We start from the raw sequence: 14179 nt of genomic DNA, 5'->3' as shown, positions 1-14179 counted from the left end.
CGGCCCGGAGCTTCGCGTTCGCAGCGGCTCCGCGCGCCGCAGGCCGGCAAGGCGGCCTCGAGCGCCCGCATGGTCTCGGGCTCGCTCCGCCGAACGGCTTCGGGGTCGAGCTGCAGGCGTCGCATCAGGCTGACGACGCCCTGGAGCTTCGCGCCGGCTTCCGGCGACAGGCCGGCGGGCGCCGCGGCGTCGGCCTCCATCATCGTCTCCATCATCTCCTGGTCGATGTCCCGGATTTCCTGTGCCGCCTTCAGGAGGCAGCACCATCCGGTCATCGCGGCGGCGACGCCGAATGGATCGAAGGGGTCGGTCTTGTCGGCTGGTGCGGCCATCACAGACTCCTGAAAGTCCCTGCGTGCCCCACCGCGGCGGCGGCGCCCTTGATCCATCTCAAGGCCGATCCGGCGACATCGGCGCACATCTCGGTCGGCGGCGGCCCAGGGCCCGCCACACCCCGGGGACGAGGGGCGATGCGCACCATCGACAACCAGCCGGAAGACATCTTCCTGGGGGGCTGGAACCTCATGCTGGGGGCGGGCCTGATCCTGGCGCCCTGGTACTTCGGCTTCCGATCCGAGGACATCGCGGCCTGGAACGCCTGGATCACCGGGGCGACGATCCTGGCCTTGGCGGCCCTGACGCTGATGCGCACCCGTGAGGGAGAAGTGTACGCCATCGGGGCGGCCGGTCTCTGGTCCTGCGCGGCCCCCTGGGCGCTGGGCTTCCAGGACGCCGCGGCCTGGGCTCACGTGGGCCTCGGCGTCGCCCTCCTCGTCTCGGCCGGCTCCTGGCTGTGGCGGCTGCGGGACCTGCCCGCCTCCCAGAAATCGGCCCAGAAATCTGCTTGGCAAACCGCGCCGCCCGCGGCCCGCGCGACGCCCAGGGTCAGCGAGGATCGATCCGCATGTCGACCGGGGACCAGGACGCCGTCGCCGCGTTCCTGACGCAGGCCCTGTCGGGCACGGGACAGGTGGAGACCGTAACCACCCACATCTCCCGGCTCTTCCTGGCCGGCAGCCGCGTGTTCAAGCTCAAGCGCGCCGTCCGCTTCCCCTATCTCGACTTCTCGACCCCCGAGCGGCGCCTCGCCGCCTGCGAGGCCGAGGTCGTGCTCAACCGCCGCACGGCACCCGCGCTCTACCTCGGCGCCCGGCGGATCACGCGCGGACCGGACGGGGGCCTGGCCTTCGACGGGACCGGGAACCTCGTCGACGCCGTGGTCGAGATGCGGCGGTTCCCGGAGGCGGACCTGTTCGACACCCTGGCGTGCGAGGGTCGCCTCGGACCGGACCATATCGCGGACCTTGCCCAGGTCATCGCCGCCTTCCATGCCGGCGCGGAGATTCACCGCGACAAGGGCGGGGCCGCCGCCCTGACGGCGCTCGTCGACTTGAACGCGGCGGCGCTCCTGGCGACGGGGCTCGTCTCGACCGGCGCGGTGGCGACGCTGACGGCGCGGTTCCGGGCGGTTCTGGCGCGGCATGCCCCCCTGCTCGACGCCCGCCGCGCCGCCGGCAAGGTCCGCCGCTGCCACGGCGACCTCACCTTGCGCAACATCTGCCTGTTCGAGGGCAAGCCGACGCCGTTCGACTGCATCGAGTTCAGCGAAACCATCGCGACGACCGACATCCTGTACGACCTCGCCTTCGTCCTCATGGACCTCTGGCACCGGTCGCGCTTCGACCTCGCCAACCTCCTGCTCAATCGCTACCTCGATGGGGCGGACGAGACCGACGGTCTCGGATTGCTGCCGGTCCTGATGGCGCTGCGCGCGGTGATCCGCGCCCACGTCACGGCGGCTCAAGCGGCGGACGGAACCGGCGCGGCCGCCGCCGCCAGGACCGCCGAGGCGCGCGCGTATCTCGCCCTCGGGGGAGACCTGCTGACCGACAGGCCGGCGGGCCTCCTGGCGGTCGGCGGCTTCAGCGGTTCCGGCAAGTCGAGCGTCGCGGCGGCGGCGGCCCCCTGGATCGGCGCGGCCCCGGGCGCCCGGATCCTGTCGAGCGATCGGATCCGCAAGCGCCTGCACGGGGTCGACGCCCTGACGCGGCTCCCGGCGGCGGCTTACGCCCAGACCGTGTCGCGGCGCGTCTACGCGATCCTGCGGCGGGACGCCGGGCGGGTCCTGGCCGCGGGCCATTGCGTCGTCGCCGATGCGGTCTTCGACCGACCGACCGAGCGGGCGCAGATCGAGGCCCTCGCCCGAGACCGGGGGGCCCGGTTCTGCGGCGTCTGGCTGGAGGCCCCGGCCCCATTGCTCGCGCGCCGCATCGACAGCCGCGCCGGCGACCCTTCGGATGCCACCGCGACGGTCCTGGCGGCCCAGGTCGCGCGGGGTCGCGGCGCCCTCGCGTGGCACGAGCTCCGCGCCGATCAGCCCGTGGACGCGTTGCGCGCGACGGTCCTGTCGCTCCTGGGGAGCGCCGGCGTGACGGGCTGGCCGGCGGCCCGGCCACCCGACGGGTCACCGGCGACCCCGACCCCGCCGGATCGGCCGGAGCGGGCACGGGGCGTTCCGACGACGATCGCCATCGCGCAGGGCCCGCCTCCGCACACGCGGTGACGTTGACGCACGTCAAGGCGAGGCCGGGCGCGGAGAGCCATCCTCACCGCGCGCGTGGACGTCGAACCGGGCGATGCCGTTCAAACCGATCGCAAGCAAGGCGGCACGCGACCGGGGGCCGACCGGTCGCGGCGCCGCGTGCTGCCTCGCCGGGGCGGCCTGGCTCGCCGGCGCCGCCGGCGCGCTGCTCACGAGCCCCGCCGCACCCGACGTCGGCCTACGCCCGGACGGGTTCCAGGACTCGCCCTATCGGGACCTGCGCCTCTTCGGGGCCGCATTCCACGCCATCCGGTCACGGGCGGCCGACATGCGCGGCGACGGTCCGTTGATCGACGCGGCCATCGTCGGGATGCTCGCCGCGCTGGACCGGCATTCACACTACCTCACCGCGGCCGAGTTCCGCCGGCTCGATGAGCAGGATACGGGGAGCTATGCCGGCATCGGCGTGGTCGTCGACGCGGACGGGACGGTGCGGCGCACGCTTCCCGATGCCCCGGCCGCGCGCGCCGGCCTCACGCCCGGGACAATCATCCAGGAGATCGACGGCGTCGCCATCGGGCGCATCGCGCCCGACCAGGTCGCCGACCGCCTGCGCGGAGAGCCGGACTCGGCGGTGCGCGTGCGGGTCGTCAGGCCGGGCGAGCCTGCCCCGGCCGAGATGGTCCTGATCCGGGAGTGGCTGCCGCTGCACCCGGTGCGTCTGAAAGCCCTGGATACCGTCGCCTATCTCGGGCTCGACCACTTCGACGAATTCACGACCGGCCGGCTGCTCAGGGCGGTGGCGAACCTGAAGGCCGGCATCGGCCGTGACAGGCTCACGGGGTTCATCCTGGACCTGCGCGGCAATCCGGGGGGCCTCGTCGTGCAGGCCGTCGCGGTGGCCGGGGCCTTCCTCGGACGGGGCGAGATCGTGCGCCTGGTCGGCCGGGACCCCGGCAGCGTCGAGCGGTTCGCGCTGGACAGGACCGGTGCCGACGTGATCGACGGCCTTCCGTTGGTCGTGCTCGTCGACGGCGGGACCGCGTCCGCGGCCGAGATCGTCGCCGGCGCCCTTCAGGATCACCGGCGGGCGATTCTCATCGGGACGCGCACCTACGGCAAGGGGGCGGTCCAGACCACCTATGCCCATCGCGACGGGCGCGCGCTGCGCCTCACCACGGCCTGGTTCGTCACGCCCGCGGGCCGCCGGGTGGACGGCAACGGCATCGCACCCGACCGCGTGGTGACCCCGGACGGCATGGCGGCCGGGACGCAGGGCCGCCTATCGCCGGAGCCCGGTGCGGGCGGCGGCTCGCTGCAGGACGGCTTCGTCGCGGACGGCCTCATCGATCCGTCGCGGGACCGGCCGTTGACGGCGGCCGTGCAGCATCTGCTGGCCGTCAGCCAGAGCGGCGGCGGCTTGATCCACCGCAACGACCCCAGTCCCAACCGGTGATGTCGTGCCGCCGCGAGCGGGAGAGCGACGGGTCGACCCATGGAGATGACGGCGGTTCCGGCGCGCGCGCGCGACATCGCCACTCCGACGGAGCTGTCGTCGCCCGGGCCGAGCGGGGCGTTCTGGGTGCGCGGCCTCGAGGCGCTCTGCGCCGAGCTCCGATGCGGGCTCGACGGGCTCGGCGCGGTCGACGCCGCGCGACGGCTCGAACGCTACGGGCCGAACAGCGATGCCGGGACGCGGGCCGGCGGCGCCCTGCAGGCCGTGCTCCGCCGCCTGCTCGAACCGCTCGCCCTGATCCTGATCGCGGCCGGCCTCGTCTCGGTCGTGACCGGCGACGTGGTGGGAGGCGTCATCATCGTCGCCATCCTCGGCCTGTCCATCGGCCTCGACACGGTGCAGGAGGGCCACGCCACACGGGCCGCCGAGGCCCTGCGCCACACGGTGGCGCTGAAGGCTGAGGTCAGGCGGGACGGCAGCTTCGTCACGGTCCCGGTGGAGCAGGTGGTTCCCGGCGACATCCTGCGCATGCGGGCCGGCGACATCGTCCCGGCCGATGCCCTCGTGATCGACGGCGACGCCTTCACGGTGGCCGAGGCCGCCCTGACCGGCGAGCCCTACCCGGTGGAGAAGCGGGCCGGGCCGGTGACGTCTCCAGAGCCGGCGGAGGCCTCGAACGCCGTGTTCCGCGGCGCCGTCGTGCGGACGGGCAAGGCAACCGCCCTCGTCGTCGCGACCGGCCCCGCCACGATGTTCGGCGCGGCGGCCTCGGTTCTGGCCGAGGCGCGGGCATCCTCGCCCTTCCAGCGCGACCTCCACGCCTTCGGGCTCATGGTCGCCCGGCTGACCCTGGCCCTGGTGCTCAGCGTCCTGGCCGCCCGCGTCGTGCTCGGCCGCCCCGTGCTCGACTCCCTCCTGTTCGCGGTCGCGCTCGCCGTCGGCCTCACCCCGGAACTGCTGCCGATGGTCACGACGGTGACGCTCTCGCGGGGCGCTCTGCGCATGGCGGCCCGCAAGGTCATCGTGAAGCGGCTCGCCGCGATCCACGACCTCGGCGCGATGACGGTGCTGTGCACCGACAAGACCGGGACGCTGACCTCGGCCGAGATCGCCCTGGGCCGCAGCCTCGATCCGGCGGGCCGCGAGGACGCGCGGCCGTCGCGGCTCGCGGCGGTCGCGGCCGATCTCGGCGGGGACCGCAGCTCGCTCGACGCGGCCCTCGTCGACCATCACCCGAACGCGGGCCGGGCGTGGGTCCTGGCCGGCCAGCGGGCGTTCGACTACGGGCGGCGCACCGGGTCGGTCCTCGCGCAGGGACCGGAGGGGCCGCTGCTGATCCTGAAGGGCGCGCCGGAGGCGGTCCTGGCGCTGTGCACCGCGCGCCGCGCCGGCGAGGGGACGGAGCCGATGGGCCCGGCGGAACGCGGCGCGGCCCTCGGGCAGGTCCGGAGCCTGGCCGAGGAGGGGCTGCGCACCATCGCGGTCGCGTCGCGGCCCTGGTCGGGGCCCATGCGGCCGCCCGGAACCGCGGACGAGGCCGACCTCGTCTTCGAGGGCTTCTGCGCCTTCGCCGACCCGCCCAAACCGACGGCCGCCGCCGCCGTCACGCGGCTCGCGCGCGCCGGCGTGCGCCTGAAGATCCTGTCCGGCGACGACCCGGTGGTCGTGCGCCGCCTCGCGAGCCTCGTCGGGCTTCACACCACCACGGTCCTGTCCGGCTCCGAGGTCGCGGCCCTGAGCGATGCGGCGCTCGCGGTGCAGGCCCGCAAGGTGGACGCCTTCGGACGGCTCACCCCGGACCAGAAGGCGCGCATCGTGCGGGCGCTTCAGGCCAGGGGCGCGATCGTGGGCTTCCTGGGTGACGGCATCAACGACGCGCCGGGCCTCGCGCAGGCCGATATCGGCCTCTCCGTCGAGGGCGCGACCGGGGTCGCGCAGGCCGCGGCCGACATGATCCTGCTCGCCTCGGACCTCGCGGTCGTCGCCGACGGCGTCGAGGAGGGGCGGCGGACCTTCACCAACATCCTGAAGTACATCCGCATGGGCGCGAGCTCGAACTTCGGCAACATGCTCTCGATGGCGGTCGCGTCGGTGACGCTGCCGTTCCTCCCGATGCTGCCGACGCAGATCCTTCTCAACAACCTGCTCTACGACCTCTCGGAGGTCGGCATCCCCTTCGACCATGTGGCGCCGTCCGCGACCGCCCGGCCACAGGTCTGGGACATGGCGGCCATCCTCCGGTTCGCGGGCGTGATGGGCCCGCTCTCGTCGCTGTTCGACCTCCTGACCTTCGGCGCCCTGCTCTTCCTCTTCGGTGCCTCGGCGGAGGAATTCCGGACGGCCTGGTTCCTCGAATCCATGGCGACGCAGATCCTCGTGATCTTCGTCATCCGGACGAGCGGGCGCCCCTGGCGGGATCGTCCGAGCGCGGCGCTGGCGTGCTCCTCGCTCGCCGCACTGGCGGCCGCGCTGGCCCTTCCCTTCACGCCGGCAGGGCCTTGGTTCGGCTTCCAGGCCCCGCCTCTGCCGACGCTCCTCGGCATCGCGCTGATCACCCTCGCCTACCTCGCGGCGGTCGAGACCGTGAAGCCCTGGGCCGCCCGCCCGCCGCACCGCGCCCGCCATCGGCGCGCCGAACCTTGATCTGCCTCAAGGCCGGCGGCGCCGGCCGGTTGAAGGATGGCCGAACCGCAGCCGGCGCGGTCCGGCACCGCTCACGGGATGGAGGCTTCCATGACCACGACGTTCGACGAGCGCGAGCGAGCCGCCGAACGCCGCTTCGTCCAGGAGGAAGAGGCGCGGTTCCACGCCCGCAACCGGCGCAACCGGCTCCTGGCCGCCTGGGCCTCCGAGCGGATGAACCTGACCGGCCAGGCGGCGGAAGACTACGTCACCGCCGTCACGGAGTACGCCGTCGTGACCGAGGACGAAGCGCTGATCGACAGGCTTCGGTCGGATCTCGGGGCGGCCGGCATCGACGCGACGATCCCCCGCCTGCGCACGGAGCTGGAGCGGTGCGCCGCGCTCGCCCAGGCCGAGCGGCGCGTCGGCGTCGCGCTGAATCGAGGCTCCTCCGTCTAGGCCGCGCCGCAGCGCCGAGGCGCCCCCGCGCCATCGCGCCAGCCAGAACGATCGGGAGACACGCCATGAGGAAGGACCCCATGACCGACAAGGACCTGCGCCGGGCGGTGCTCGACGAACTCGACTTCGACCCGAGCCTGGACGCCGGGGATATCGGCGTCGCCGTCTCCGAAGGGGTGGTGACGCTCACCGGCCATGTCGGCAGCTACGCCGAGAAGGTGGAGGCGGAGCGCGCCGTGCGCCGCGTCCGGGGCGTGCGCGCCATCGCGCAGGAGATCGCGGTCCGCTACGCCGATGAGAAGAAGGTGGCCGACGACCAGATCGCCGCCCGGGCGCTCGCGATCATCGACTGGTCGGTGCATCTGCCGAAGGACGCCATCCAGGTGAAGGTGGCCGGCGGCTGGGTCACGCTGACCGGCACGGTGGACTGGCAGTACCAAGTGGCGGGCGCCGAGGCGGCCGTCCGGAAGCTCACCGGCGTGCACGGCGTGACCAACCTCATCGAAATTCGGCGGCAGGTGCCGCCGGCGGCGGTCAAGGACAAGATCCTGGAGGCGTTCCGGCGGGGCGCCCTGTTCGAGGCGGAGGGGATCAAGGTCACCGTCACGGGGGACAAGGTGACCCTGGAGGGGGCGGTGACGGCCTGGGCCGAGCGCGATGCGGCCGAGCGCGCCGCGTGGTCGGTGCCGGGCGTGCGCGCCGTCGAAGACCGCATCGTGGCCCTGAGCTGAGGAGGACCGCCATGTCCGGCGAATCGCACGCGCTCGACGCCGCCCCGCTCCAGGGTGGACGACCTCCGGGGAAACCCGATGCCCGGCCCGGACTGTCTCGCGTGACGCTGACGCTGGCGCGCTGCCCGGAGCATCCGGACGGCAGCACCGGACGGGGCTACGAGATCGTGGCGCCCCTCACGCCAGACGGGCACCTCGACCCGGCGCTCTGGCGCGAGACCCGCGACCGGTGCCGCGTCCGCCGCTTCTGGATCGGCGAGCCGGACCGGCACGGCCGCCTGGTGCACCGGGCCGGTGGCGAGGGCGGCGCGACTTGGCTGATCGACTACGAGGACTGGACGAACGAGGATGACGAGGCCGGCTACCATCTGGGTACCCACGTCTTCGTCGAAGGCGAGTACGTCTCGATCCGGGATGCCGGCGGCGCGGTCTACCGCACGTTCAAGGTCGCCCGCCTCACCCATCCGGACGGCGGGGACGGATCATGACGGGCGGGGGCGCGGACTGTCCCGTCTTGCCCCTGTGCCCGCCTCCGTCGGAGTTCGGGCCCGCCGAGAGCACCCTTCTGACGCGGTGGCGCACCTTCTGGCGCGATCTGCCGCTCGCCCGGGCCGGCGCGGTCGACCGTCTCCTGTACCGATGGGTGCGGCCGGCCGACATCGCAGCCTGTTCCGTCGGTTCGACGGAGGGGCGCGACGGCCGCGATGGCGGGGTCGGGATGGGGGGTGTGTGCGCGTGAGCGCGATGGAGCGTGCAGCCCCCCGCCGTCCCTCAGGGTGCGGCGATGATCTCCGGGGGCCGCCGGGCGGCAGGCGGTGCACCGTGCCGCGATGCCGGATGGCGTGGAGGCTTCGAACCGGGCGCCTTTGATCCACCGCAAGGCACGACCGCGGCGCGGCGCCGACCTGTTTCCATCCAGCGAGACTGGGGGCGCATGATGTCGATAGCCGAAGGGAAGACGCGCTCAAGGCTGAGCCACGAAGCGATCACCGCCCAGGGACGCGAGGCGGCGCAATCCCCCCCTGGCCCGACACGGCCCCCGACACTACCGCCGACACTCCCCCTGGCACGCGCCCGGGACGCGCAGACGGGCCGGCGGAAGTTCGCCCACGACCCCACGCGCCCGTCGGGCGTGGATTGGACCTTGACCATCCGGCGCAGGCTGGATCGGTCCGGCGGCGTCTGGGCCGCGGAGATCGATGCCCTCGCCGCATCCGTATCCCGGGTCGTGAACGTCGAGGCGGACACGGACATCGTGCGCGAGGGCGACACGCCGACCGAATGCCGCCTTCTGCTGGAGGGTTGGACGTGCCGGTACGTCCCCTTGAAGGACGGCAGGCCGCAGATTCTCGGCCTGCAACTCGCCGGCGACGCCCTGGACCTGCAGGGCCTTCTGCGGGGCGAGATGGATCATGTCATCGCCACGCTCACCCCATGCCGCATCGGCATCATTCCGCACGGCGTCCTGCACGGGCTCGTCGAGCGGCATCCCGGCATCGGCCGTCTGATTCAGGTCGAAACCGCCACCGAGGCGGCCATAACCCGCCGCTGGCTCCTGAATGCGGGGCACCGTCAGGCCTATGCGGGGATGGCGCACCTGATCTGCGAACTCTTCACCCGGGCCGCGGCGGCCGGCATCACCGAGGCCTTCCGATTTCCGATGCCCCTGACGCAGACGGAACTCGGCAGCGCCCTAGGCCTCACATCGGTCCACGCGAACCGAACCATGAAGAGGCTCCAGCAGGCCGGGCTCGTGTCCAAGCGATGCCGATGGATGACCATCGAGGACTGGGACGGTCTCCGGAAGGTCGCCGAATTCGACCCTGCCTACCTGAACCTGGATTTCCCGCCCCCCTGACCCGGGGTGGACACGGCCCGGGTTCGGCTCCCCCCGGATCCGGGTTTGGGGTGGCCCTCGCGGAGGGACTCATCCGCGATTGCGTCCAGCCCGGGGGATGGCGCGGCCCCGAAGACGGCCCGAAGACGCCTCGAAGACGCCTCGGGCGGCACGCGCGCTTCGGGCCGTCGCGACACCCCGAAGGTCGGGCACCGATACCGTGATCGCAGTCAGGAAGGGACGCCCGGGGGGTTCGTCCAGCGCGCCCAGCACCGGCGCGTCGAGGCCTCCGATCGGGAGCGCCGCTCATGACCGGTGTCGGCGACCGCGGGCGCGCCACGCCGGGTCGTCGGCACCCGGCCGGGACAGGGCGCGGCGCAGGCTGGAGGCGCCGGCGTCGAGGACGCGGATCATCGCCCGGCCTCAGGTGACGACCGTCCAGTCGTCCAGGGTTTCGCCCGGGCGAGGCTCTTCTCCCGTGGTCGGACCGCACTGCATGATGTCGCCGTCGATCCGCCGACGGTCCGGATGCGGGTGCGCATGCCGGTCCGGCCAGACCCAATCCCGCACCTCCGGCAGGTCGTCGCCGGTGCGACGGACATACGCGTGATGGGCCGCCAAGGCATCCCGCAGCGCCTGCTCGGCATGCTCGGCGCATGCCCCGAGATGGGGGACCGTCTGCAGCGCGGCGAGCGCGAGGTGGAAGCGGTCGAGGCGGTTCAGCACGCACATGTCGAAGGGCGTCGTGGTCGTGCCCTCCTCGATGAAGCCGTGGACGTGGAAGTTGCCATGGTTCGTCCGCTTGTAGGTCAGCCGATGGATGAGCCACGGATAGCCGTGATAGGCGAACACCACGGGCCGATCGGAGGTGAACAGGCTGTCGAAGGTTGCGTCGTCGAGCCCGTGGGGGTGCGTCTCGGGCGCAGGCAGCGTCATCAGGTCGACGACGTTCACCACCCGGACCTTGAGCGCGGGGACATGTCGGCGCAGCCAATCCACCGCGGCAAGCGTCTCCTGGGTCGGCACGTCGCCCGCGCAGGCCATCACCACATCCGGCTCCCCCGCACCCTCGTTGGAGGCCCAGTCCCAGATGTCGACGCCGGCCGCGCAATGGCGGACGGCCTCGTCCAGACTCAACCACTGGAGGGCCGGCTGCTTGCCGGCCACGACGACGTTGATGCGGTCGTAGGTGCGCAGGCAATGGTCCATGACGCAGAGCAGGGTGTTCGCGTCCGGCGGCAGGTAGATGCGGGCCGTGTCGCCCCGCTTGTTGGCCACGAAGTCGATGAAGCCGGGGTCCTGGTGGCTGAAGCCGTTGTGGTCCTGCCGCCAGACATGGGACGAGAGAAGGATGTTGAGGGACGGCACCGGCCGGCGCCAGGGCAGGTCGCGCGCGGATTTCAGCCACTTGGCGTGCTGGTTCACCATCGAATCGACCACGTGCGCGAAGGCCTCGTAAGTCGCGAACAGGCCGTGCCGCCCGGTCAGCACGTAGCCCTCCAGCCAGCCCTCGCAGAGGTGCTCGCTCAGCACCTCCATGACGCGGCCGTCGCGGGCGAGGTTCTCGTCGCCCGGCAGGATCGCCTCCTGCCAAGCGCGGCTCGTCACCGCGAAGACCGCGTCGAGGCGGTTCGAGGCGGTCTCGTCCGGCCCCATGATGCGGAAGTTGCGCGTCGGCGCGTTCAGGGTCAGCACCTCCCGAAGGTAGGCCCCGAGCGCGCGGGTGGCCTCGGCCCTGGTGCGGCCGGGCTCCGGCACCGCGACGGCCGCCACGCTCAGGTCGGGTAGGCGCAGAGGCGCGCTCTTGTGCGCGTTGGCGTGCGGATTGGCCGAGATGCGCCGCGCCCCCTTCGGCGGCAGCGCGGCGAGTTCGGGGACGAGGGCGCCGTCCTCCGCGAACAGCTCCTCCGGACGATAGGAGCGCATCCAGGCTTCGAGGATCGCCCGGTGCTCCGCGTTCTCCCGGACGGCGGCGACCGGCACCTGGTGCGCACGCCATGTGCCCTCGACGGGCTTGCCGTCCACGCAATGCGGCCCGGTCCAGCCCTTGGGGCTGCGCAGCACGATCATGGGCCAGCGGGGCCGCTCGACGGCGCCGCGTCCGGCGCGCGCCCGGATCTCCGCGATGGTGTCGAAGGCGGCATCGAGGGCCGTGGCCATGGCCTGGTGCATCGGGGCCGGGTCGTCGCCCTCGACGAAGACCGGCGCGTAGCCGTAGCCGACGAGAAGGCTGCGCAGCTCGTCCGCGGGCATGCGGCGAGGACCGTCGGGCTGGCGATCTTGTAGCCGTGAGTGCAGGATCGGCAGGACCGTGCCGTCGGAGCACGGGTCGAGGAACTTGTTCGCGTGCCAGGCGGCGGCGAGCGCCCGGTCTCGGCCTCGCCGTCCCCGACGATGCAGGCGACGTCAGGGCCCGGATTGTCGAGGGCTGCCCCGAACGCATGCGCCAGAGAGTAGCCGAGTTCGCCGCCCTCGTGGATCGAGCCCGGCAGCTCGGGCGAGGCGTGGCTCGGGATGCCGCCGGGGAACGAGAACTGCCGGAACAGGCGGCCCATCCCGACCGCGTCCCGGGCCACGTCCGGGTAGATTTCGCTGTAGGTGCCCTCCAGGTAGGCGTTGGCCACGAGACCCGGCGCACCGTGGCCCGGTCCCCAAACGGCGATCATGTCGAGGTCGCGCTGCCGGATGATCCGGTTCAGGTGCGCGTAGATGAAGTTGAGGCCGGGCGTCGTCCCCCAGTGGCCGAGGAGCCGCGGCTTGACGTGCTCCGCCTTGAGCGGCTCGCGCAGGAGCGGGTTGGCCATGAGGTAGATCTGCCCGACCGACAGGTAGTTGGCGGCGCGCCAGTAGGCGTCGATCGTCCCGAGGCCATCGGGTCCGAGCGGCCCGGGCACGAAGGCCAGGCCGTGTCCGTCGTCCCGGCCTTCGCCGTCGCGGCGCTCCTTCGAGCCGTGCCTCGCGTCCATGTCGGCCTCCCGGCGGATCCGTAACCCGGGGCGGACCCTGCCGGGGGCCGGGCCCGGCGGCGTTGAGGTGGATCAAGGCCCTCCCCGGGCAGGACGGCAAGATGGCCCCGTCAGCCAAGACGGGAGCGAACGATGACCCTGGTGCTTCGATCCACCCACATCCGGACGGTGCGCCGCGTATGGATGCCGCTCAGGCTCGAGCCGCGGAACGACGCGGGCCGGCGCATCGTGGCGGATGGCTACCACTACGGGCGCATCGGCAGTCTGCAGGCCCTGGCCCTGGCCATCGCGGCCTCGGCGGTGACGACTGTGCTGCTCTGGCTGGTCCTCTGAACCGAGCGACGCGGGGAGACGGGTGATGGACGACAAGACCGTGCACCAGCATGTGCTCGACGAGCTGGAATACGCTCCGATGATCGACGCGGCGCAGATCGGCGTCACCGTCGAGAACGGCATCGTGACCCTGACGGGGCATGTCCGCAACTACGCCGAGAAGGGCATCGCCGAGCGCGTCGTGCTCCGGGTCCGCGGCGTGCGGGGCGTGGTGGAGCGGATCGAGGTCCGTTATCCGAACTGCCCCATCGTCGGCGACGAGGCCCTGGCCGAGCGCTGCGCCCGGGTGCTCGCATGGGACGTGCAGATCCCGGAGAACGCGGTCACGCTCAAGGTCGAGAAGGGCTGCGTCACGCTCGACGGCTGTGTCCCGTTCTATCACCAGAAGGCGGCCGTCGATCAGGCGCTGCGGCGCCTGGCCGGCGTCACCGACATCGTCAATCTCATCGCGGTGAAGCCGCTCGCGCAGGCCACCGAGGTGAAGTCCCGCATCCTCGCGGCCCTGAGACGGAGCGCGCGGGATCCGGATACGATCCGCGTGCACGTGGACGGCGACAAGGTCACCCTCGACGGGTGCGTCGATGTCTGGAGCGAGCGCGAGATCGCCGAGCGGGCCGCGTGGTCGGCGCCCGGCGTCCGCGCCGTCGAGGATCGCCTGACCCTCGCGTGAGGCCGGTCCGATGCTGGCCATGGTCCTGCGGGAGATCGGCGCGGCCCTCGTCCCGGAGGAGCGTCCGGACCCGGACCCCGGGCCGGGCGAGGTGCGCATCCGGGTCGAGGCCTGCGCGGTCTGCCGGACCGACATCCACGTCATCGACGGCGACCTGCCCCAGGCCGTCTATCCCATCGTGCCGGGACACGAGGTCGTCGGGCGCGTCGAGGCGGTCGGCGCGGGCGTGACGGCGCCGCGACCGGGCATGCGGGTCGGCGTGCCCTGGCTCGGGCATGCCTGCGGGCACTGCGCCTACTGCGAGACGGGGCGCGAGAACCTCTGCGACGCCCCCGGCTTCACCGGCTGCACCCGCGACGGCGGCTTCGCGAGCCATCTCCTGGCCGAGGCCGCCTTCACCATCCCGCTCGACGCGCGCCTGGACCCGGTCGCGACGGCGCCCCTCCTGTGCGCCGGGCTGATCGGCTGGCGCACGCTGCGGATGGCCGGCGATGCCGGAACGGTCGGTCTCTACGGGTTCGGGGCGGCCGCCCACATCGTCGCCCAGATCTGCCGCTGGCAGG

At 72.8% G+C, this 14179-nt stretch carries 13 protein-coding genes and 1 pseudogene; 11 read left to right on the top strand and 3 right to left on the bottom strand.

The window, feature by feature from the left end:
- A partial coding sequence (locus I53_RS16920; protein ID WP_043352682.1) for a hypothetical protein occupies positions 1 to 332 on the bottom strand: 332 nt, incomplete at its 3' end.
- A gap of 138 nt (positions 333 to 470) precedes the next feature.
- Between I53_RS16920 and I53_RS30485 the strand changes: the two genes are divergently transcribed.
- From I53_RS30485 to I53_RS16875, 8 genes are all read left to right on the top strand, one after another.
- A complete protein-coding gene (locus I53_RS30485) occupies positions 471 to 944 on the top strand; it encodes an SPW repeat protein (protein WP_051044851.1) in 474 nt (157 codons plus the stop codon).
- Positions 905 to 2563, top strand: coding sequence for an AAA family ATPase (locus I53_RS16910; RefSeq protein WP_083936087.1), 1659 nt, complete (start codon positions 905 to 907; stop codon positions 2561 to 2563). Before I53_RS30485 ends, I53_RS16910 begins: the two co-directional genes overlap by 40 nt.
- Positions 2564 to 2636: 73 nt before the next feature.
- Complete coding sequence (locus I53_RS16905) at positions 2637 to 3998, top strand: S41 family peptidase (RefSeq protein WP_043352680.1); 1362 nt, start codon at positions 2637 to 2639, stop codon at positions 3996 to 3998.
- Between the two features lie 39 nt (positions 3999 to 4037).
- Complete coding sequence (gene mgtA / locus I53_RS16900; protein ID WP_043352678.1) at positions 4038 to 6641, top strand: magnesium-translocating P-type ATPase; 2604 nt, start codon at positions 4038 to 4040, stop codon at positions 6639 to 6641.
- A 90-nt stretch (positions 6642 to 6731) separates the two neighbouring features.
- Complete coding sequence (locus I53_RS16895; RefSeq protein WP_043352687.1) at positions 6732 to 7079, top strand: DUF1476 domain-containing protein; 348 nt, start codon at positions 6732 to 6734, stop codon at positions 7077 to 7079.
- An 80-nt stretch (positions 7080 to 7159) separates the two neighbouring features.
- Positions 7160 to 7810 carry a BON domain-containing protein gene (locus I53_RS16890; RefSeq protein ID WP_043352676.1) on the top strand — a complete coding sequence of 217 codons (651 nt, stop codon included), beginning with the start codon at positions 7160 to 7162 and terminating at the stop codon, positions 7808 to 7810.
- A gap of 11 nt (positions 7811 to 7821) precedes the next feature.
- Positions 7822 to 8298, top strand: coding sequence for a hypothetical protein (locus tag I53_RS16885; RefSeq protein ID WP_081948758.1), 477 nt, complete (start codon positions 7822 to 7824; stop codon positions 8296 to 8298).
- A 656-nt stretch (positions 8299 to 8954) separates the two neighbouring features.
- Positions 8955 to 9668, top strand: a complete 714-nt coding sequence (locus I53_RS16875) for a Crp/Fnr family transcriptional regulator (RefSeq protein WP_187294366.1) — start codon at positions 8955 to 8957, stop codon at positions 9666 to 9668.
- 402 nt (positions 9669 to 10070) lie between these two features.
- Here the strand turns inward: I53_RS16875 and I53_RS16870 are convergent, their stop codons facing one another.
- Positions 10071 to 11954, bottom strand: coding sequence for a phosphoketolase family protein (locus tag I53_RS16870; protein WP_251982342.1), 1884 nt, complete (start codon positions 11952 to 11954; stop codon positions 10071 to 10073).
- 119 nt (positions 11955 to 12073) lie between these two features.
- Positions 12074 to 12613: pseudogene (locus tag I53_RS35185) on the bottom strand (phosphoketolase); the annotation flags it as partial.
- Between the two features lie 132 nt (positions 12614 to 12745).
- Here I53_RS35185 and I53_RS16865 point away from each other — a divergent pair.
- From I53_RS16865 to I53_RS16855, 3 genes are all read left to right on the top strand, one after another.
- Complete coding sequence (locus I53_RS16865; RefSeq protein WP_043352670.1) at positions 12746 to 12946, top strand: hypothetical protein; 201 nt, start codon at positions 12746 to 12748, stop codon at positions 12944 to 12946.
- Positions 12947 to 12971: 25 nt separating this feature from the next.
- Complete coding sequence (locus I53_RS16860; protein ID WP_043352669.1) at positions 12972 to 13616, top strand: BON domain-containing protein; 645 nt, start codon at positions 12972 to 12974, stop codon at positions 13614 to 13616.
- Positions 13617 to 13626: 10 nt separating this feature from the next.
- Positions 13627 to 14179 (top strand): alcohol dehydrogenase catalytic domain-containing protein (locus I53_RS16855; protein ID WP_043352666.1); only part of this gene is annotated, 553 nt, incomplete at its 3' end.

The sequence above is a fragment of the Methylobacterium sp. B1 genome, assembly GCF_000333255.1.
Lineage (GTDB): Bacteria > Pseudomonadota > Alphaproteobacteria > Rhizobiales > Beijerinckiaceae > Methylobacterium > Methylobacterium fujisawaense.
Note: the sequence above shows the minus strand (reverse complement) of the source record. Positions and strands in the feature narration are given on the sequence as shown.